18 protein-coding genes are annotated in these 19,415 nt (G+C 65.8%); 11 read left to right on the top strand and 7 right to left on the bottom strand.

Going from position 1 to position 19,415, the window contains the following annotated elements; genetic code table 11:
* Positions 1–123 precede the first annotated feature (123 nt).
* The 5 genes from ACYQ4T_RS07095 to ACYQ4T_RS07075 all read right to left on the bottom strand — a co-directional run bounded on the left by ACYQ4T_RS07095 (position 124) and on the right by ACYQ4T_RS07075 (position 5,346).
* On the bottom strand, positions 124–1,383 hold the full coding sequence (locus ACYQ4T_RS07095) for an ABC transporter substrate-binding protein (RefSeq protein WP_459851886.1): 1,260 nt from the start codon (positions 1,381–1,383) through the stop codon (positions 124–126).
* 42 nt (positions 1,384–1,425) lie between these two features.
* On the bottom strand, positions 1,426–2,622 hold the full coding sequence (locus ACYQ4T_RS07090; protein WP_459851883.1) for a PLP-dependent transferase: 1,197 nt from the start codon (positions 2,620–2,622) through the stop codon (positions 1,426–1,428).
* Positions 2,619–3,332, bottom strand: coding sequence for a FadR/GntR family transcriptional regulator (locus ACYQ4T_RS07085; protein WP_459851880.1), 714 nt, complete (start codon positions 3,330–3,332; stop codon positions 2,619–2,621). The genes ACYQ4T_RS07090 and ACYQ4T_RS07085 overlap by 4 nt, the downstream gene beginning before the upstream one ends.
* Positions 3,333–3,464: 132 nt before the next feature.
* Entirely contained in the window at positions 3,465–4,760 is a 1,296-nt protein-coding gene (locus ACYQ4T_RS07080) for an SGNH/GDSL hydrolase family protein (protein WP_459851877.1), read from the bottom strand.
* A gap of 82 nt (positions 4,761–4,842) precedes the next feature.
* Entirely contained in the window at positions 4,843–5,346 is a 504-nt protein-coding gene (locus ACYQ4T_RS07075; protein ID WP_459851874.1) for a MaoC family dehydratase, read from the bottom strand.
* A gap of 17 nt (positions 5,347–5,363) precedes the next feature.
* Here ACYQ4T_RS07075 and ACYQ4T_RS07070 point away from each other — a divergent pair, with 17 nt between their 5' ends.
* The 7 genes from ACYQ4T_RS07070 (at position 5,364) to ACYQ4T_RS07040 (ending at position 12,998) form a co-directional block, all read left to right on the top strand.
* Positions 5,364–5,843 (top strand): winged helix-turn-helix transcriptional regulator, encoded by a 480-nt coding sequence (locus ACYQ4T_RS07070; RefSeq protein WP_459851872.1) that lies wholly within the window; start codon positions 5,364–5,366, stop codon positions 5,841–5,843.
* Between the two features lie 190 nt (positions 5,844–6,033).
* Entirely contained in the window at positions 6,034–6,678 is a 645-nt protein-coding gene (locus ACYQ4T_RS07065) for an FABP family protein (protein ID WP_459851870.1), read from the top strand.
* 129 nt (positions 6,679–6,807) lie between these two features.
* Positions 6,808–8,091 carry an imelysin family protein gene (locus ACYQ4T_RS07060; protein ID WP_459851867.1) on the top strand — a complete coding sequence of 428 codons (1,284 nt, stop codon included), beginning with the start codon at positions 6,808–6,810 and terminating at the stop codon, positions 8,089–8,091.
* Between the two features lie 115 nt (positions 8,092–8,206).
* Positions 8,207–9,595 (top strand): multicopper oxidase family protein, encoded by a 1,389-nt coding sequence (locus ACYQ4T_RS07055; RefSeq protein ID WP_459851865.1) that lies wholly within the window; start codon positions 8,207–8,209, stop codon positions 9,593–9,595.
* On the top strand, positions 9,579–10,871 hold the full coding sequence (locus ACYQ4T_RS07050; RefSeq protein WP_459851863.1) for a di-heme oxidoredictase family protein: 1,293 nt from the start codon (positions 9,579–9,581) through the stop codon (positions 10,869–10,871). Before ACYQ4T_RS07055 ends, ACYQ4T_RS07050 begins: the two co-directional genes overlap by 17 nt.
* Positions 10,872–10,882: 11 nt before the next feature.
* Positions 10,883–11,953: an imelysin family protein gene (locus ACYQ4T_RS07045; protein WP_459851861.1), complete on the top strand. Its 1,071-nt coding sequence runs from the start codon at positions 10,883–10,885 to the stop codon at positions 11,951–11,953.
* A 1-nt stretch (position 11,954) separates the two neighbouring features.
* Complete coding sequence (locus ACYQ4T_RS07040; RefSeq protein WP_459851859.1) at positions 11,955–12,998, top strand: DUF1513 domain-containing protein; 1,044 nt, start codon at positions 11,955–11,957, stop codon at positions 12,996–12,998.
* Between the two features lie 9 nt (positions 12,999–13,007).
* Here ACYQ4T_RS07040 and ACYQ4T_RS07035 read toward each other — a convergent pair whose 3' ends face one another.
* Both ACYQ4T_RS07035 and ACYQ4T_RS07030 read right to left on the bottom strand, forming a co-directional pair.
* Positions 13,008–14,522: an ABC-F family ATP-binding cassette domain-containing protein gene (locus tag ACYQ4T_RS07035; protein ID WP_459851857.1), complete on the bottom strand. Its 1,515-nt coding sequence runs from the start codon at positions 14,520–14,522 to the stop codon at positions 13,008–13,010.
* Positions 14,523–14,754: 232 nt separating this feature from the next.
* Positions 14,755–15,681 (bottom strand): 2-hydroxyacid dehydrogenase, encoded by a 927-nt coding sequence (locus ACYQ4T_RS07030; RefSeq protein ID WP_459851855.1) that lies wholly within the window; start codon positions 15,679–15,681, stop codon positions 14,755–14,757.
* Between the two features lie 79 nt (positions 15,682–15,760).
* Between ACYQ4T_RS07030 and ACYQ4T_RS07025 the strand changes: the two genes are divergently transcribed.
* Genes ACYQ4T_RS07025 through ACYQ4T_RS07010 form a run of 4 tightly spaced genes read left to right on the top strand, consistent with a single transcriptional unit; the run spans position 15,761 to position 19,399 of the window.
* Positions 15,761–17,149, top strand: coding sequence for an aspartate aminotransferase family protein (locus ACYQ4T_RS07025; protein WP_459851853.1), 1,389 nt, complete (start codon positions 15,761–15,763; stop codon positions 17,147–17,149).
* On the top strand, positions 17,146–17,874 hold the full coding sequence (locus ACYQ4T_RS07020) for an acylneuraminate cytidylyltransferase family protein (RefSeq protein ID WP_459851851.1): 729 nt from the start codon (positions 17,146–17,148) through the stop codon (positions 17,872–17,874). The genes ACYQ4T_RS07025 and ACYQ4T_RS07020 overlap by 4 nt, the downstream gene beginning before the upstream one ends.
* Entirely contained in the window at positions 17,871–18,389 is a 519-nt protein-coding gene (locus ACYQ4T_RS07015; protein WP_459851849.1) for an N-acetyltransferase family protein, read from the top strand. Before ACYQ4T_RS07020 ends, ACYQ4T_RS07015 begins: the two co-directional genes overlap by 4 nt.
* Positions 18,386–19,399, top strand: a complete 1,014-nt coding sequence (locus ACYQ4T_RS07010; protein WP_459851847.1) for a Gfo/Idh/MocA family protein — start codon at positions 18,386–18,388, stop codon at positions 19,397–19,399. Before ACYQ4T_RS07015 ends, ACYQ4T_RS07010 begins: the two co-directional genes overlap by 4 nt.
* Positions 19,400–19,415: the final 16 nt, after the last annotated feature.

The following is a 19,415-nucleotide window of genomic DNA, read 5'->3' as shown; positions in this document are numbered from 1 at the left end:
CCCCACCCCGACCCTCCCCCGAATCGGGGGAGGGAGAAGGCGGGCTCGGTGTAGTCCCCTCCCCCGAATCGGGGGAGGGCTAGGGTGGGGGTGCGAGACGCTCGACGCATCAGAGCACGCGCGTCACTTCTTCAGATGCTTCTGCTGGGCCTTGGTCATGTAGTCGGCCCATTCCTTGGCGACGTCCTCGGGGGTGCGATCACCCAGCAAGGCTTCCTGGCTGGTCTTAATCACCAGGCTGTCCTTGAAGAAGGCGAATTCCTCGAGATAGGTCGGCATGATGGTCGGCACCACGTCCTTGTCGCCGAGTTCATCGAACCAGCCCTTGAACTGCGGGCTGTCGTAGAAGGGGTCGGTCGCCGCCGACTTCAGGGCCGGCAGCGCGCCGGTCCGCTTGTTCCAGGCGACGTTACCTTCCTTGCCCTCCAAGGTCGCGATCAGCTTCCAGGCCAGGTCCTTGTTCTGGCTGTTGGCGAACATCGACCAGCCGGCATAGCCGATGGTCGGGAAGGTCTTGCCGTTCGGGCCCTTCGGCATCGTGGTGACGCCGTAGTCTTCCGGCTTCATCTTCTCGGCGATGGCGATCAGTGCGTCCGGATCCTGGTCGAGCATCGCACAGGTGCCGGAATAGAAGCCGGCCACGATCTCGTTGAAGCCCCAGTTGACGCTGTCCTTCGGCGCATAGCCGTTCTTGTAGAGGTCGGTGAGGAAGGTGATGCCCTTTACCCAACCCGGATCGGCGAAGGTGGACGTGCCGTCTTCCTTGAAGAAGGTGTTGTCACCATTGGCAATGGCGCCAAACATCACCCAGCCGTTGAGGCCGCCGGGGCCGCCGCGCAGGCAATAGCCGTATTTACCGGGGATGGCCGAGACCTTCTTCGAGGCTTCCAGGAACTCGTCGAGAGTCTTCGGCGGCTCCTTCACGCCGGCCTGCTCGAACAGCTTCTTGTTGTAGAACATGGCGCGCAGATAGAAGCCGTAGGGCAGCAGGTAGGTCTTGCCGCCGACGATGCGGCCCATGTCCAGCGCCTTCTGGCTGAGGTCGGAGGCCTGGTCCCATTTCGCGACCCAGGGCTCGAGATCCTCGAGCTGGCCGTTGTTGCCGTAAAGCGCCTGCCAAGTGTCCGGCATCTCGACGACGTCCGGCGTCTGGCCGGCGGAGACCATGGTTGCGAATTTCTCGAAAGCCTCGCCCCAAGGCAGCGAGATGATCTCGACCGTGGTGCCGGGATTGGCGGCTTCGAACGACTTCACGATGCCCTTGAGGGTCTCGGTGCGCTCGGGGCTGGTGATCACTTCGACCAGCTTGAGCGTCTCCGCCGAAGCGGATCCGACCGAGAGCGCCGCGAAGGCGGCGCCGGCGATCAGCAATTTCTTCAACATACCTTCCTCCATGTTTGACTTGTTGTTGGTTACTTCTCGGCACTATCGCGAGGCGTGTTCGATCGCCTCCTTCAAGTCGTTCCACAAGGCCTCGACCCCTTCGAGGCCGACATGCAGACGCACCGACCGCGCATCGATGCCGAAATCGAGCGCGGAATTGGGGCCCGCCGCCTGCTGGCGCACGACCTGCGCAGGGACGACGAGGCTTTCATGCCCGCCCCAGCTCACGCCGAGCTTGAAGAGCTTCAGGCGGTCGGCGAAGGCCGGGATATCGACGCCCTCCTTGAAGATGAAGGAGAACAGGCTGGATGTGCCGTCGAGCCCGGCCGGCAGGCGGTTGCCGAGGCCGGGATGCTGCACCGAAGCGACTTTGGGATGCGCCAGCAGCCGGCGCGCGACCTCGAGGCCGGCGACCTCATGCGCCTTCATGCGGATCGGCAAGGTCCTGAGGCCGCGGGTCAGCAGCCAGGCATCGAAGGGCGAGAGCTTGCCGCCGAGATAAGGCAGGGTCTGCTTGCGGATCTTGTCGACCAGGGCCTTGGGGCCGGCGACCACGCCGGCAACCACGTCGCTGTGGCCGCTCAGATATTTGGATGCGGAATGCAGCACCAAGTCGACGCCCAGCGTAATCGGGCGCTGGAAGATCGGCGTCGCCCAGGAATTGTCGATGACGCTGACGACGCCCTGCCGCTGCGCCAGCGTCGCCAGGGCGCGGACGTCATGCGGCTCCATGATCCAGCTGGTCGGGCTTTCCATGTAGAACAGCGCGGCGCCGGGCAGCGCCTCGGTAACGGCGTCCTGATCCTTGCCATCGACGTAGGTGACGGCGACGTTGAGCCGCTGGAGCAGCGTCTGGAACAGGCGATAGGCATCGGGATAGAGATGCTTCACCGCAACGATCCGGTCGCCCGGCTTCACGAAAGTGAGCACGGTCGAAGAGATCGCCGCCATGCCGCTCCCGAAACCGAGCGCATCCTCGGTATGCTCGAGTGCGGCGATCTTCTCCTCGAACACGCGCACCGTCGGGTTGAGGCCGCGGGAATAGGTCGGGCGGTTCTTCAGGCCCTTGTAGGTCTCCTCCATCTCGGCATAGGACGAGAAGGTGAAGAGCGAAGTCTGCACGATCGGCGGCACCACCGCGTCGTAAGGATTGGCCTCGTCATGCACCACAGCCATGGAGGCTTCCGCAAAGGCGTCTTCCGGCCCAACGCCGTTTTTCTGGGGGCCGTTACCATTCATTTGGACATTTCCTTGATGTCTTCCTCGACGATGTCGAGGATGGCCAAAGTCTTCTTGCGCGCCGTCTCGGCATCGCTGGCGGCAATCGCGTCATAGAGCTCGCGGTGGAATGGAAACGAGCGGCGCGCGAAATCCGATCGCTCGAACGGCTGCTCCCAGAAACTCTCGAAGGCTTCGCGCATCTGCTCGAGGAGCTGCGGGAAGAGCGGATTGTGGGTCGCGTCATAGACCGCGAGGTGAAAGGCGAGGTCTTGCGGACCCGCGGTGCCTTCCGAGTGATGCACCGCCTCCATCGCCTCGAGCTTGACCTCGATCTCCTTGAGGTCGTCGTCGCTGCGGCGGACCGCGGCGATGGCGCTCGCCTCGGCTTCCAAGCCGCGGCGGATGTCGAGGGTCTGCAGCAGCGCATCGCGCAACCGCGCGCTGTCGAAAGAGAGCGGCATGTGCACGGTGTCGGCGGAGACGCCGCGCAGGAGATAGGTCCCGCTGCCCTTCCGGGATTCGACGATGCCGAGGGCCTGGAGTTGGCGGATCACCTCGCGGACCGTGGAGCGGCCGACCGCCAGGCCTTCCATGAACTCCCGCTCGGCCGGCAGCCGGTCACCGGGCTTGAAGCCTGACCGAGCGATGAAGTCGGCCATTGCCGTCATCACGCTGCGCGCGCGGTCGGACTTCGGCAGAGGCTTCAGGCCGGAATGGATCTCGATCACCGCTCCCCCAGCCAGACCGATTAAATTGGTCTGACATCTGATATCTGACAGATTTGCCGGGAAATTGACAGGAGTCAAGCGGTGGTCGGAAAGCTTGCGGAGGGGCGCCGGCCCGCCGGCGCCCCTGCCCGCCTACTTGTTCCCCAGCAACTGGTTGAGGTCGATGGCGTCGGCCATCGCCTTGTAGCCGGCCGGGTTCGGGTGCAGGTGGTCGCCCTTGTCGTATTGCGCCTGGATATGCGAGGGCTTCGCCGGGTCGCGGACTACCTTGTCGAAGTCGATGACGCCGTCGAACTCGCCGCTGTTGCGGATCCATTCATTGACCGCGACGCGGATCTTCTCCTTGGCCTCGGAGTAATAGCCTTCGAAGGGCGTGCCCGCGAAGGAATCGCCGAACGGCGTCAGGGTCACCCCGATGATCCGGAGCCCGTGCAGATGCGCCCGGGTCACCAGTTGCTGGTAGCCGGCGATGATCTCCTCGGCGGTCGGCTCCTTGTCATTCGGGGCGAGGCCGCAGCCCGGCCAGCCGATGTCGTTGATCCCCATCATCAGGGTCACCGTGGTCACATGCGGCTGATTCAGGACATCGCGGTCGAAGCGAGCCAGCGCGTTCACGCCCATGCGGTCCTTCCGGATCATGGCACCGGAGATGCCCTGGTTCAGCACCGCAACCGGCGGGCCACCCGCTTGCACCAGGCGTGCGGCGAGATTATCCGGCCAGCGGTCGAAGCCATCGACGGTCGAGCCGTCGCCGTCGGTGATGGAATCGCCGAAGGTCACGATGGCGCGGGCATCCGCCGCCGCATCGACCATCACCCCGCTTAAAAAGATGCGCGAGACGATGCTGCTGTCGGGCTTGAAATCCGCCGCCGCGGTTTGGTCGCCGGCGACGATATAAGCGGTGTCGTGTCCGTCCCAATGCATCGAGCTGGTCGGCTCGGTGCGCGGCACGAACAGGCTGACCGAGAGTCTGGCCAGCGGCGCCACGTCGAGCGCCACCGGATCGCTGATCGCCGGTGCGCCGGGCGGAATCTCAATCGAATTCTTGCCGCCGAAGGTGAGCTTACGGTCCGAGCCGGCGACGATGGCCGAACCCTTGTCGGCCAAAGCCACATGCGCGGCGCCGATCAGCAGCGGCTGGGTGCCGTATTCATTGGTGAATATGACCCGCACCTGTTTGCCGCCGATGCTGGCGCGCACCGTCTGCCGGACGGTCTGGTTCCAGAGATTGCGCGGGATATTGGTCGGCACCGGGAAGTCCGGCTCCCACACCGGTTGGACGCTCGCGGTCCAGGTGCCGATCCAATCATCGGCCTGCGCGACGACGCTTGTGCATGTGAGCGCGACCGCGAGTGCGGCCGCTCCGACCAGTTTCGATGCCCTGTGAGCCCCTCGACGCTGCAGTGCGCCGACAATGCTGAACGCCATTCCTGCCTCCCATCGTCGATTTTTGCGGAAACCGCTCTACAATCGCAACGGAGGGTACAGATTCCGAAATTCGCGTGCTCTTCTACTTTCGTCGGGGGACCACGAGTTTTGCTGTGAGCACCTGCAGCACCTCACCGCGCTGATTCTTCGTTTCACTGCGCATCAGCACACTGCCCCGCTCCGGCTTGGAGCGTGACGGCGTCACCGAGAGTATCTCGCATTCGAGATGCAGCACGTCGCCGGGACGGGTCGGCTGCGGCCAGGCCACCTCGCAGCTGCCGCCAATCAGCCCGCCGGCAACATGGGGCCCGAACTCGGCCAGCAAGCGCATGGTCAGTGCCGCCGTATGCCAACCACTGGCGGCGAGCCCGCCAAAGAAACTGTACTTGGCCGCCACTTCATCGGTGTGGAATGGCTGCGGGTCAAATTCGCGGGCGAAGGCCTTGATGGTCTCGGGCGTCACCGCGATCGCGCCGCCGCAGAAGCGGTCGCCGACATGGATGTCCTCGAGATAGAGACCGACTGTCCTGGTCGTTTCCGGCATCCGGGGCACGGCCTCGTCCTTGACTTGCAGCATGATAGTCATTTGCCTAGATTCCTTTGATGAAGAAAAAACGCATCGGCGATACTCAATGCCCGATCGCCCGCGGCCTGGAACGCGTCGGCGAATGGTGGAGCATCCTGATCCTCCGCGACGCGCTGCACGGCTACGTCCGCTTCGATCAGTTCCAGCAGAGCCTCGGCATCGCGCCCAACATGTTGGCGCGGCGCCTCGCCTCGCTGGTCAAATCCGGCCTTCTCGAACGCCGCCTCTACCATCAACGCCCGCCCCGCTACGAATACGTCCTGACCGAGAAGGGCCGGGATTTCCGACCGGTGCTCCTCGCTCTCATGGCCTGGGGCAATCGCCACTTCACGCCCGAGGGCAAGGCGCTGCTCCTGGTCGATGCCAAGACCGGCAGGCCGGCCGATCCCATCCTCACCGACCGCCTCACCGGCCGGCCGATGACCGACAAGGACTTCGTGCTCCGCCCCGGCCCGGCCGCCAAGACCCGCATCCGCGAGCGCTACGCAGCCACTTGATTCCCGTTCGTCCAACCAACTGACGCTCCTCCGCTTGATCCGTCTGTGACCATCCTCACTGGATTGGCGATAGTTTCCCGGTGCTCCTGACTTGCAAATTGATAGTCATCAGCCGATCCAACGGTTCCGCGCTGGTTGCCTTCATCCCGCCGAATGCGCATTCTCAGCGCCTAGGCATTGCGGGGGAATCATGGCCATTCCAGACGACATCTTCACCGAACCCGAGGATATCTCGCCGGACACCCTGGCGAATCTAGGACCGTTGCGGCGTCTGGCCGGCACTTGGCAGTCGGATCTCGGCGTTGATATCAACCCGAAGGCCGAGGGACCCGAGCGCCGCGTGTTTCGAGAGGTCACCCGCATGGAGCCGATCGACCCGCAGCCCAATGGCCCGCAACTGCTCTATGGTCTGCGCTACCACACCCATATCAACACGCCGGAGGAAGCGACCACCTTCCACGACCAGGTCGGCTATTGGCTGTGGGAGCCGGCCACCGGCCTGATCATGCAGACGATCGCCATCCCGCGCGGCCAGGTGGTGCTGGCGGGCGGCAAGGCGACGCCGGGCGACAACACGATCGCCGTCGAGGCGCGGCGCGGCGACACCAAGTTCGGCATCTGCTCGACGCCCTTTCTCGAGGAAGCATTCCGCACCGACTATTACCGCATCGACATCACCTTTCACGGCGATGACCGCTGGAGCTACGTGACGCGGACCGATCTCGCGCTGCGCGGCCGGACCCCCGCCTTCGACCACCGCGATACCAACACGCTCCGGCGGGTCGCCGGCCCGACGCCGAATCCTCTGGTCGGAGAACTCGCAAAGTCCCGTTAGCGACGCTGGCAATTGGCCGGCCGGAGCCCGCGCTCCGGGTGCGACCGGACGCGCCTTGCAATTGCGAATGACTTGCATTACCAGAGATGGCCACGCGCCAACCCCTTTGCCATCCCGGAGCCCATTGCGATGCACCGCCGTCTGACCCTGGTCCTTTCCGCGATCCTATTGAGCGGCACCGGCCTTGCTGCAACCCCTTCTGCAGGATGGGCTGCCGGTCCCGATCCAAAGGCGATCCTGACCACCTATGCCGACATCGGCCAGGCGATGTACCAGGACTCGGTCACCGAGGCGGAAAAGCTAAAGGCGGCGATCGACGCCTTCCTCGCCACGCCGAATGACGCGACCCTGGCCGCCGCGAAGGATGCCTGGAAGGCCTCGCGCGTACCCTACATGCAGACCGAGGTCTTCCGCTTCGGCAATCCGGAGATCGACGACCTCGAGGGCAATGTCAATTCCTGGCCCCTGGATGAGGGCCTGATCGACTATGTCGACAGCGGCTACGGCACAACCTCGGACAGCAACCCCTATTACACGCTGAACGTGATTGCTAACCCGTCGCTGAAAATGGCCGACAAGACGGTTGACGCGTCGAAGATCACGCCGGAGCTGATTGCCTCGCTGCAATCGGCGGGCGACAACGAGGCCAATGTGGCGATCGGCTATCACGCGATCGAGTTCCTGCTCTGGGGCCAGGACCTAAACGGCACCGGTCCCGGCGCCGGCAACCGCCCGGCCAGCGACTACGACACCGCCAACTGCACCCACGGCAATTGCGACCGCCGGGCCGACTATCTGCGCGCCGCGACCAGCCTGCTGATCGACGACCTGAAGAAGATGGAAGCGGTCTTCGCCGCGGGCGGTCCTGGCCGCACCCGTCTGCTCGCCAACCCGCAGGAGGGCCTCACCGCCATGTTCACCGGCCTCGGCAGTCTCTCCTACGGCGAGCTGGCCGGCGAGCGCACCAAGCTCGGCCTCATGCTGCACGATCCCGAGGAAGAGCATGACTGCTTCAGCGACAATACGCACAATTCCCATTACTACGACCAGGTTGGTATGTGGGACATCTACAACGGCAGCTACAAGCGGACCGACGGCAGCGAAGTGAAGGGCCCGAGCCTGCGTGCGCTGATGAAGGCGACGGATATGAAGGTGGCGCAGCGCGTGGTCGATGCGATGAAGGCGACCAATGGCGCGATGGACGTGCTGAAGCAGACCGCCGACAGCGGCAAAGAGGCCTATGACCAGATGATTGGCGACAACAATCCGGAAGGGAACAAGATCGTCCAGAACGTGGTCGATACCCTGGTCGCCCAGGCCCACGCCTTCGAAGCCGCCGTCGGCAGCCTCGGGCTGAAGATCACGGTCGAGGGTTCGGACAGCCTGGACAACCCCTCGGCGGTCGGCCAGTAACCAGACAATCGAAAGCGAGCCAATTCTGCCAGCCAGCTTTCAAACCCCACACCTTTCGCGACGCAGGCTGCTCGGGCTTGGCGGCGCCGGCCTTGTCATCGCCGGCGCTGCTGGCTTGACCGGGCGCGCCTTCAGCGCCGCGCCGCGCTATCCAATGGCACCCTCGCCGCCCGAAGGCGCGGACATCGTCGATGTCACGCTCACCGCGAAGCAGCGGCCGCGGCGATTGCTGCCCGCGCCCGCCAAGCCCACGCCCAGCTTGAGCTACAGCGATGGACCGGCCGTGCTGCGGATCAAGCAGGGCCAGTGGCTGCGCGCGACACTCAAGAACGAAATCGCCGAGCATACCACCATCCACTGGCACGGCATCCGACTGCCGAACGCGATGGACGGCGTCCCCTACCTGACCCAGGACCCGGTCCTGCCGGGGCAGAGCTTCACCTATGCCTTTCAGCCGCCGGATCCCGGCACCTTCTTCTTTCATCCGCATTGCGACACCATCACCCAGCTCGGCCAGGGCCTCGCCGGCGTGCTGATCGTCGAGGGCGACGAGACGCGGCCCTATGACGCCGATCTCGTCTGCCTCTACCGCGACTGGCGGGTGAACGACGACGGCAGCTTCGGCGCGCTCACCACGAACAAGGGCGCCGGGACCGCCGGCACCTTCGGCAGCTTCCAGACCGTCAACGACCAGCATCAGCCGATGTTCAAGGTGCCGGCCAACGGCGACATCCGCGTCCGCTTTCTCAATGTCGACATGACGCGGCTGATCGATCTCGGACTCGACGGCGCAGACGGCTGGATGATCGCGACCGACGGCAATGCCCTGGAACCGACCAGGCTCGAGCCCTGGCGCATGGGACCGGCGATGCGGCTAGACCTCACCTTCCGTGCGCCGAAGTCGGGCACGGTCAAGCTGATGAATTACTACGCCGCGGAACCCATCGTGCTCGCAACCTTCGAGGCTGAGGGTGCGCCGCTAGACCGCCCGACTTTCGAACCGGCGCAGCTGAAGACGCCGCGCATCCCGGAGCCAAAGCCCGGCGACGCGATCGACTTCACCTTGCGTTTGAGCGCCGCTTCCGCACCGAGCCCGCTGCCGGGCGATCTCAAGCTGCCGAATGGCGAAACCTTGCCGCTGGCTGACAGCCTCTGCCTCACCCAGCGCACCTTCTGGGCCATGAACGGCCAGACCTGGCCCTCGATGGAGGAAGGCCGGCTGCCACCGCCGCTGGCCTCGCTCCAGCAGGGCAAGACCATCGTCGCTGAAGTGATCAACGCGACGCCTCACCCGCATCCGATCCATCTGCACGGGCATACGTTCAAGGTCCTCTCCTCGAACAAGCGCCAAGTGCTGCCGCATTTCGCCGACACGGCCTTGGTGACTCCGAAGGAGCGCTTGAAGATCGCCTTTGTCGCCGACAATCCCGGCGCCTGGATGCTTCACTGTCATATCATCGAGCATCAGGAAACCGGTATGATGGGATATGTCCTGGTGGCGTAAACCCCTGCTCGCGATCCTGCTCGCCCTTGCCGCGCCCCCCGCGCTGGCCGATCCGGTGCAGGATGTGGTGCGCGATCCCGCGCTGCCGCAGGACGCCAAGGGGCTCGACTTCGAGATCGGGCGCGCGCTGTTCGAGCGGCATTGGGCTGCGGCCCCCGCCTCGACCCAGGCGGCGGACGGATTGGGGCCCCTGTTCAACGCGCGGGCCTGCGTCTCCTGCCATCCCGGCGGCGGCCGCGGCGTGCCGTTCGACAAGCTCGGAGCTGCCCTCCCGGCGCTGCTGTTCCGGCTCGGCGCGCACAAGGCGGACAGGACCGCTGCCGGCGACCCGATCTACGGCCAGCAGATCCAGACCCAATCCGTCGCCGGGATCGGCGCCGAAGCCTCCGCCGATGTCAGCTTCGAAACCCACAATGTAACTCTGGCAGATAACACGACCGTCGAGCTCCGCAAGCCGGTCCCGAAGCTCGACAGGCTCGCTTACGGCGCACTCTCGGCCGAGACCGTGATCAGCCCGCGGCTGGCTACGGCAATCCACGGCATCGGTTTGCTCGAGCAGATTCCGGATGCCGCGATCCTCGCGAATGCCCAATCGGGCGGCGGCAAGCCGAACTACGTCACCGATCCGATCACAGGTGAGCGCGAGCTCGGTCGTTTCGGCTGGAAGGCGAGCGCGCCGAGCCTCGAGGTCCAGGACGCCAAGGCGTTGGATCTCGACATCGGCCTTTCCAACCCGGTCTATCGCGATGCCTTCGGAGATTGTACCAAGCAGCAGCCGGATTGCCTGAAGATGCCGACCGGCGCCTCGCCGCAGTTCGAAGGGCTGGAAGTGCCTTCCTCGCTGACCCGCCTGATCGACCGCTTCGTCCGCGAGGCCATGCTGCCGCCGGTCAAGCCCGGGGCGAATGCCGAGGCCGGCCGCAAGATTTTTGGCGATGCAGGCTGCACCGAGTGCCACCGCCCGTCCTTCGAGCTCGCGGACGGCCGCAAGATCGCGCCGTACACCGACCTGCTGCTGCATGACATGGGCTTCGGCCTCGCCGACCACATGAAGGAAGGCGAAGCCTCGGGCAAGGATTGGCGCACCGCGCCGCTCTGGGGCATGGGCCAGGCCTTGCGCGCCGACAACGCCGGCCTACTGCATGACGGCCGTGCACGCAACGTGCTGGAGGCGATCCTCTGGCATGACGGGGAGGCCGCCAAGGCGCGGCAGCATGTCGAGCAACTCTCGGCGCAAGACCGCCAGGCGCTCATCGACTTCATCGGTTCGCTCTAGGAAGCAGACATATGATCAAAGGTCTCGTCAGCCGCATCGCGCTCATCGCCTCCTGGCTCGGCGTCATCGCCGCACCGGCTCAGGCCGCGGACTTCGCCGCCTTCAACGCGAATTATGCGCGCGACGTGGTGACGCCGGCCTTCAAGGCCCTGGCCGGCGAGACCAGGAAACTCGCGCAAGCTGCCGACGACTTTGCCGCGCAGCCGAGCCAGGATGGTTTCGCCGCCTTGCGCATCACCTTCGATTCCGTTTCCGACGCATGGATGCAGGCACAATTCTTCCGCCTCGGTCCGCTCGGCGCGCAGCAGCGCGCGGAGCGGTTCGAATACTGGCCGGAGAAGCGGCCGATCATCGACAAGCAGCTCGCCACTCTGCTGGCCAAGGCCGACCCCGCCACGCTTGCCGCCGACAAATTCGCCCAGGCCAGCGTTGCCGTGCAGGGCCTGCCCGCCTTGGAGCGCCTGCTCTACGGCGATACCGCCCGCCAGGTGCTCTCGGCCGGGCCGGAGCAGAAGGCGCGCATCGCCGTCATCCAGGCGATCGCGCATAACCTCGACAACGTCGCGCAGGAGCTGGCGGCGGCCTGGGAGCAGGCGCAAGCCGATCCCAAGCTCTTCGCCCAGGATCCGAACGAAGCGGCCGCCCAGCTCTATGCCGGGTTGATGTCCGGCTTGCAAATCGTCAGCGACCAGAAGATCGCCGGACCGCGCGGCCAGACCCTCGACAAGGCGAAGCCGAAATCCGCCGAACAATGGCGCGCCGGCCGGTCGCTCAAGAACATCAAGCTCAATCTGCAGGCGCTGCGCGATGCGATGGCCGGGACATCGGGTTTCTCAAATCTGCTCGGTGCCGACCAGGCGGCACTCAAGGACGAGATATCGAAGGCCTTCGACGCCGCCCTCGCCGCGGTCGATGCCGCGCCGGAGCCGCTGGACACGGCCGTCACCGATGCCGAAGGCCGCAAGAAAGTCGGTTCCTTGCTGATCGCGGTCAACCATCTGCGCGACGTGCTGAACCAGAAGGTGCCGGCCGCCCTCGGCATCTCGCTCGGCTTCAACGAGATGGACGGCGACGGAGGCTGAGATGGGCCTGTTCTCTCGCAAATCAGAACCGCCGCTTTACTTCAGCGCCTGCAACTTCAAGCCGGGACCAGAGGGCCACGGCGCCGCCGGACTCGACGCCAAGGGCCGGCTCGTCTGGCAGCGGAACATGCCGGCGCGCGGCCACACCCTCGAGCTCAGCCCCGACGGCACGCTCTGCGCCATCATCGACCGCAAGCCCGGCGCCGCCATCACCTTCTGCCGCGCCGCGGACGGTGCCATCCTGAACCGGATCACGGCGCCAGAGGGCGGCAGCTTCGACGGCCATGCGGTCTTCAACCGTGCCGGCACCCTGCTCTACGCGACCGAGAGCCGCGACGGCGACCAGGCCGGCAGCATCGCCGTCTTCGATGTCGCGGACGGAACGCGCGTCGCAAGCTTCCCGACCCATGGTGTCGAGCCGCATGAACTGATCTGGGCGGAGCCGGAGCGCAGCCTTGCGATCGGCAACGGCGGCATCCGCGACAAGCTGGCGATGGAAGTGGAGATCGAATCCAGCCTGGTCCTGCTGGACGCGCAGGAGGGCGCGCTGATCGCCAAGCACGAACTTGACGAGGACCTGGTCTCGCTCTCGATCCGCCACCTGGCGCGAAGTGCGGCCGGCGAGATCGTCTTCGTCATGCAAGATCAGGATGCCGCGACCGACTGGCGGCCGATGGTCGGCCTGCTCACCCGCGACGGTACAATCGAGTTTCTCGAACTCCCGCTCGACGAACTGATGCGACTTCGCGGCTATTGCGGCAGCGCCGCCGTCGATCGCAGCGGCACGATCGCCGCCGCGACATCGCCGCATGGCGGCGTCGCCGCCTTCTGGAACCTCCCCGACCGCCGCTATCTCGGGCTGGTGGAATTGCGCGATGGCTGTGGCATCGCCGCGGCGGAGGAGATCGGCAGCTTCCTCTTCACCTCGGGTGCCGGCACGCGTATCCTCGCCACGGCTTCACCGGGAGGCATCAGCGCACGCGTGTTGGAGCGGCCGGCAAACAGCCTGCCGCAATGGGACAATCATCTGACCGGGCGCGCCTAGCCGCGCGGCTCACCCGGTCATCAACCGATCAAACACCGGATCGAGATCGTCAACCTCGACCAGCCGCTTGCCGGTGATCACCCAGGTCCGCGTCGCCACGGCCCGTACGAAGGCGCGATCGTGGCTGACCAGCAGGCACGCCGCGCCGTGCTCGATCAGCTCGGTTTCCAGCAGGTCCTGTCCTTCGATATCGAGGTGGTTGGTCGGCTCGTCCAGCAGATAGAAATTCGGCTGCGCCAGCCGCAAGAGCAGCATAGCCAGCCGTGCCCGCTGACCGCCCGAGAAGCGGGCGATGGGCGTCGTCTGGGCGTCTATGCCGATGCCCGCACCGGCGAGTTGGGAGCGCGCTTGCTGGTCCGAGAGGTCGCTTGACCGCTTCACCCCTTCCCAAGGCGTCGCATACGCCTCGAGTTGAGACAGCGCCTGGTCGGAATAGCCGAGCTTGAGGCTCGCCGCGCCGCGGATCTCCGGATCCGAACCGGTGAGGGCCGCCCGCATCCGCCCGACGAACATGGACTTGCCCGAGCCGTTGGCACCGAGCAGCGCCACGCGATCGCCCTTCTCGATCCAGAGCCGTCCGGTGCGGAACAGCAACTGCCCATCGGGCGCCGCGACCGTCGCGCCGTCGATCGTCATCAGCGCCTTGGCATGGGTACCGCTGTTGGCGAGGCGGATCGTCCCGGCCGAGCGCTCCTGATGCGCGGGCCGGGCGCGCTCCTCCAGCTTGTCGGCGCGCTCGGAAAGCTGCTTGGTCTTCACCACGAGGAGATCCGAGCCGGAATTGATGCCGATGTTCTTGAGCTTGGCCGCCTGCTGGCGGAGCGCTTTAACTTTGCGCATGTCATTCTCGAACTGGCGGTCGCGGGCGGCATCCCGCTCCTCCAGCGCCTGCAGGCCGCGGGAATACGGCAGCGCGAAATCCTCGCTTTCCTGCGGGCGCAGGAACAAGGTGCGGTTGGTAACGTCATCGAGAAAGGCGCGGTCATGGCTCGCCGCGACCACGGCGCCATCGCGCGGCAAGGCGGCGAGAAACCGCTCCAGCACGCCGATCCGGCCGATATCAAGGTGATTGGTCGGCTCGTCGAGCAAGAGCACGTCCGGCTCCACCACGGCCGCGCGCGCCAGCAACATGGTCCGCTGCCACCCGCCGGAGAGACTGCGCACCGGTCGATCGCGCAAGGCCGCATCCACCGCGAGATCGTCGAGCAGGACGTCGATCCGCCAGCTCTCGATCTCCGCCGTCTCGGGGTCGAGCGCGTCGCGCACGGCGTCGTGGAAGCTCAGGTCCAGCAGGCGTTCGGGCGGATCCTGCGGCGCGACCGCGACCACCACGCCGCGCGCGCGGGTGACGGCGCCCGCCGTGGCCTCTTCCTCGCCCGCGAGGATCCGAAGAAGCGAGGACTTGCCGCGCCCGTTGGCGGCGACGAGGCCGAGGCGATCGCCCTTGGCGATCGAGAAATTGAGCCCGGCGAACAGCGGTTCGATGCGGGTCAGCGAAAGGTCTTTGATGGTGATCAGGGACATTGCAGTCTCATCCGGTCAGGAGGGCGCTGAAGAATGCGCCGGAGAGGCTGACGATGAGACGGCGATGCGTTCCCTAGTCAGCCCCGCGAGGAAAAGCGCGGGGCGGAAACAGGTCCACGGGTTCGGTCATGGAAGCGACGGCTGAGCACCGACTTCCCCACTCCTGCAAGACACGGATGGCGTCTTTTACCAACTCCCGCGTGGGCGGGCAAGCCATGGCCCGTGATCGCTCTCAGTATCCTCGCGCGGGATCGACCGGGTTGAGCAGCGGCTTGCCGGCCAGCGCCCGCCGGTAGTTCTCCAGGATATCCTCGGCCCCGGTACCGGCGCGGGTGATCGCCGCGACATGCGGCGTGATCACGATGTCCTTGCGGCGCCAGAAGACATGGTCCGGCGGCAGCGGCTCCTCGCGAAAGACGTCGAGCACCGCATAGGCCAGCTTGCCGGAATCGAGTGCGGCGAGGAGATCGGGCTCGTTGGTATGCCCGCCGCGCCCGGCATTCACCAGGATGGCACCCTCGGGTAGGCCGGCGAAGAGCTTCGCGTCGAGAATGCCCTCGGTGTCGTTGGTCAAAGGCAGCAGGCAGATCATCAATTTCAACGGGGCGAGGAAATCGCCGAGCTGATCAGCACCGTGGAATGCGCGGACGCCGGCCACGGTCTTCGCCGTGCGGCTCCATCCGGAGACCGGGAAGCCGAGGCCCACCAGCTTCTCCGCCGTCGCGACGCCCAAAGTGCCGAGGCCCAAAACGCCGACCGGGAAATCGCGCGCCCAGCGCAGCGGCAGGTCGAGCCACTTGCCCTCGCGCTGCGCCGCGCGGAGCTCCCGCCCCTGGCGCAAAGCATCGAGCACCCAGTAGACCAGGTACTCGACCATATTGGCCGAAAGCCCCTGGTCGACCATCCGCGCGATCGGGACGCCGGGCGGAAAATTGCTCTTGAGCAGATGGTTGACGCCGGCCCAGGTCGATTGGATCGCCCTTGCGTTCTTGAAGATCGAGAGATCGCCCGGCGAGCGCCCGCCCACAATGATGAAATCGACCTTGTCAGGATCGCCCCAATCCGGCCAGCTGACGAAATCCAGCTGGGCATCGAGGGTGTGCAGTCTGCCGATCCAGGCTTCCGACTCCGCGGGATCCGCCGCATATAGGATCGTCATCGAGACTCCAGGGCGCCGAAGTTGACTCCTGCAGGCCGGGCGGGCTTCACTGCCCTCACCACCGAATGTCAGGAAGATCATGTCTAGCGCGCAGGCCATCAGTCATGCAACCCAGGGGGACGAAACACCGGCCATCCCGGAACCGGTTCGTGCCACTTGGGAGACGCAACAACAGCTCCCGAAAGTGGCTTATGGCCAGGGCTGCTATGTCTTCGACCAGGACGGCAAGCGCTATATCGATGGTTCCGGCGGGCCGGCGGTCTTCGCGCTCGGGCATTCCCATCCCGAGGTGAATGCCGCAATCAAGGACCAGCTCGACCGCATCGCCCATGGCTACCGCTACACCTTCAGCAGCGATCCGCTGGAGGAGCTGACCGCGATGATCGCAGAGTCCTGTGGCGGCGGGTTGAAGCATATGACCTTCTGCTCCAGCGGCTCCGAGGCGATCGAATCCTGCCTCAAGATCGCGCTCCAGTATCACGCGTCGCTCGGACACCCGGAGCGCTGCCGCTTCATCGCCCGCGAGCGTTCCTGGCACGGCAATACGCTGGGCGCGCTCTCGATCTCCGGTTTCCTGGACCGCCGCGCCGCCTTCGAAGGCGCGCTGGCCCCCGCCAGCCTGATCTCGCCCGCCAATGTCTACCGCCCGCCGGAGGGTGTGTTCCCGGAGGACGTAGCGGCTTTCTGCGCGCGGGAGTTGGAGAACGAAATCCTGCGGCTCGGCGCCGACAAGGTGGCCGCCTTCATCTTCGAGCCGGTGGTCGGCGCCGCGGGTGGCTGCGTCCCCGCCCCGCCCGGCTATGCCAAGCGGGTGCGCGAGATCTGCGATCGCCATGGCGTCCTGCTGATCGCCGACGAGGTGATGTGCGGCGCCGGCCGCACCGGCACCTGGCGCGCGCTGCAGCATGACGGCGTCGAGCCCGATATCATGGCGGTCGCCAAGGGTCTCGCCGGCGGCTATGTCCCGCTTTCGGCCGCGATCTACCACGAGCGCCTGCGCGGCCCGATGTACGAGCGCTTCGGCGGCCTGCTCACCGGCCATACCTTCAGCGGCCATACGCTGGGCTGCGCCGCCGGCGTCGCGGTGCAGAAGATCGTGCGGCGCGACAACCTGCTCGAGAAGGTGCGCGAGAATGGGCTGCTGCTGAAGCGGATGCTGAGCGATGCATTGGGCGACCGCCCCTATGTCGGCGACATCCGCGGCCGCGGCTATTTCCTTTGCGTCGAGCTGGTCCAGGATCGCGCAACCAAGGAACCCTACCCGCGCGACCGCATGCTCTATCAGAAGGTGACGCGCCAGACCTTCGAGAACGGGCTCATCTGCTATCCGGTCGGCGGCAACGTGGACGGCAAGCGCGGCGATATCGTGATCCTCTCGCCGCCCTACATCGCCACGCAGGAAGAACTGGTGGAGATCGTCGAGAAGCTGGCCAAGAGCCTCGGACAGGTGATGGCGAGCGTCGGATGACCGCTTCCAAGTCCACCGGCTCCAACGTCGTCGCCTTCATTTTCGCGCGCGGCGGCTCCAAGGGCGTGCCGCGCAAGAACCTCAGGCCCTTGGGCGGCGTCTCCCTGCTCGCGCGCGCCATCCGCTGCGCCAAGGCGGTGCCGGAGATCAAGCGCGTCGTGGTCTCGACCGACGACCAGGAGATCGCCGATGCCGGTCGGGCCGAAGGCGCCGAGGTGCCGTTCCTGCGTCCCCCTGAGCTCGCCTCGGATACCGCGCGCGAATGGCAGGCCTGGCGTCATGCAGTGGATTTCATCGAGAAGCAGCCCAATGCCAAGCCGATCGACATCTTCGTCTCGGTGCCGACGGTCTGCCCCTTGCGCAACGAACATGATGTCGCCCGGGCGATCGCGCTTTACCGCAAGGGCAATGCGGATATCGTCTTCTCGGTGACGCCGTCGCACGCCAATCCTTATTACAACATGGTCGAGCTCGCTCCGACCGGCGAGGCTTCGCTCACCAAGCCACCCGAGGCGGTGGTGCATGGCCGGCAGAAGGCGCCCACCGTCTACGACATCATCGCCGGGGTCTATGTGACCAGCCCGGCCTATATCCGGGAATCGGAGAGCATCTGGGGCGGGCGCAACGCCACGATCGAGATCCCGCGCGAGCGTGCTGTTGACATCGACACCGAGATGGACTTCCGCTTGGCGGAGTTCCTGCTGCAGCAGAGCGGCCGGCCATGAAGGTCGGCGATCGCTTTGAGGTCCGAGCCGCCCGTCCTGACGACACCGAGGAGATCGCGCGCATCCATGTCGAAGCCTGGCGCGATGCCTATGCCGCGCTGCTGCCCGCCGATTATCTCGCGCGGCTCAACCCGAAGATCGAGGCGGCGCGCTGGAGCCGCTCCAGCCGGGTGGAAAGCACCCTGGTCGCCGATGCGCAAGGGGAGGTCGCCGGCTATGCGGTGATCGGACCGGCGCGCGGTCGCCGGGGGCCCGGCTGCGGCGAGGTCTATGCGCTCTATGTGGAGACCGACTGGCGCGAACAGGGCGTCGGCCGCGCGCTGATCGAATCCGCATTCGACGCCTTCCGCCGCCGCGGGATGACTGAGGCGGTGATCTGGTGTCTGGAGGGTAATTTCGCCGGCCGCGGCTTCTACGAGCGCTGCGGCGGCCGGCGACTCTCGGAGAGTCGACTGGAGGATGTGGCGGGAATGCCGCTGCCCACCCTCGGCTACCACTGGGTGCTCTCCCAGTGATCAAGCACGCTCTCCTGATCGGATCCGGCAGCATCGGGCGCCGCCACTTACAGGTGATCCGCGAAACCCTGCCGCAAGTCCTGGTCACCTTGTTGCGACAGGCGAACCCGCCGGAGCTCGAAGCGTCGGTCGTGACGCAGTTCGATCGGGTGGTCAGCGATTTCGCCGCCGCGATCAGCCCCAAGCCGGACTTTGCCGTCATCGCCACTCCGGCGCCGACCCATGTCGGTTTTGCCCGCAGGCTCGCAGAAGCCGGCATTCCCATGCTGCTGGAAAAGCCGGTCTCGGACACCCTCACCGGCTGCGCAGAGCTCGCCGCGATCTGCAAGTCAGGGCGGCTGCCGGTGCTGGTCGGTTACACCTTGCGCTATCACCCCGGCTTCCAGGCTTTGGCGGAGCGGATCGCCGCCGGCACCATCGGGCGGCCGCTCTCGGTCCGCGCGGAGGTCGGGCAATACCTGCCCGACTGGCGGCCGGGCATGGACTATCGGCGCTCGGTCTCGGCGCAGCAGGCTCTCGGCGGCGGCGCCTTGCTCGAGCTCAGCCATGAGATTGATCTTGTCCGTGCGCTGTTCGGCATGCCAGTGTCGGTAGTGGCAAGCCTCGACCGGCTGGGGGATCTCGAGATCGACGTCGAGGACACGGTCGAGATGGTGCTGCATCACAATCGCGGTGGGGCACGCATGATCGCGAGCATTCATCTCGATCTGCTGCAGCGGCCGGCGCGGCGCAAGTTCACCGTGATCGGATCCGAAGGAACCCTGGAGCTGGATTTCATTGCAGGACAGTTGATGCTTCATCACCGCGACGGCAGCAGGCTCATCCCGTTTCCGGCGGTTGCACACCGCAATCAGCTCTACAGTGCCGAATTGACGGACCTGCTGGCCGCGATGCAGTCCGGGCATCCGACGCGGGTCGGGCTGGCCGATGGAATCGAGACGCTGCAGATCATCGACGCCGCGCGGGAATCGGCAGCGTCCGGGAAGCACATTCTGCTGAGCGCCGCGTGACTCGAACGCGCCGCGG

It is taken from the genome of Dongia sp. agr-C8 (genome assembly GCF_054658695.1).
The sequence above is the reverse complement of the archived record's forward strand: the minus strand, read 5'-3'. Positions and strand labels throughout refer to the sequence as shown.

Bases quoted from the DNA above. Each gene is read 5' to 3' on its own strand.
- ACYQ4T_RS07095 (WP_459851886.1), bottom strand. From the start codon at position 1,383: ATGTTGAAGAAATTGCTGATCGCCGGCGCCGCCTTCGCGGCGCTCTCG.
- ACYQ4T_RS07090 (WP_459851883.1), bottom strand. From the start codon at position 2,622: ATGAATGGTAACGGCCCCCAGAAAAACGGCGTTGGGCCGGAAGACGCC.
- ACYQ4T_RS07080 (WP_459851877.1), bottom strand. From the start codon at position 4,760: ATGGCGTTCAGCATTGTCGGCGCACTGCAGCGTCGAGGGGCTCACAGG.
- ACYQ4T_RS07075 (WP_459851874.1), bottom strand. From the start codon at position 5,346: ATGACTATCATGCTGCAAGTCAAGGACGAGGCCGTGCCCCGGATGCCG.
- ACYQ4T_RS07070 (WP_459851872.1), top strand. From the start codon at position 5,364: ATGAAGAAAAAACGCATCGGCGATACTCAATGCCCGATCGCCCGCGGC.
- ACYQ4T_RS07065 (WP_459851870.1), top strand. From the start codon at position 6,034: ATGGCCATTCCAGACGACATCTTCACCGAACCCGAGGATATCTCGCCG.
- ACYQ4T_RS07060 (WP_459851867.1), top strand. From the start codon at position 6,808: ATGCACCGCCGTCTGACCCTGGTCCTTTCCGCGATCCTATTGAGCGGC.
- ACYQ4T_RS07050 (WP_459851863.1), top strand. From the start codon at position 9,579: ATGTCCTGGTGGCGTAAACCCCTGCTCGCGATCCTGCTCGCCCTTGCC.
- ACYQ4T_RS07045 (WP_459851861.1), top strand. From the start codon at position 10,883: ATGATCAAAGGTCTCGTCAGCCGCATCGCGCTCATCGCCTCCTGGCTC.
- ACYQ4T_RS07040 (WP_459851859.1), top strand. From the start codon at position 11,955: ATGGGCCTGTTCTCTCGCAAATCAGAACCGCCGCTTTACTTCAGCGCC.
- ACYQ4T_RS07035 (WP_459851857.1), bottom strand. From the start codon at position 14,522: ATGTCCCTGATCACCATCAAAGACCTTTCGCTGACCCGCATCGAACCG.
- ACYQ4T_RS07030 (WP_459851855.1), bottom strand. From the start codon at position 15,681: ATGACGATCCTATATGCGGCGGATCCCGCGGAGTCGGAAGCCTGGATC.
- ACYQ4T_RS07025 (WP_459851853.1), top strand. From the start codon at position 15,761: ATGTCTAGCGCGCAGGCCATCAGTCATGCAACCCAGGGGGACGAAACA.
- ACYQ4T_RS07020 (WP_459851851.1), top strand. From the start codon at position 17,146: ATGACCGCTTCCAAGTCCACCGGCTCCAACGTCGTCGCCTTCATTTTC.
- ACYQ4T_RS07015 (WP_459851849.1), top strand. From the start codon at position 17,871: ATGAAGGTCGGCGATCGCTTTGAGGTCCGAGCCGCCCGTCCTGACGAC.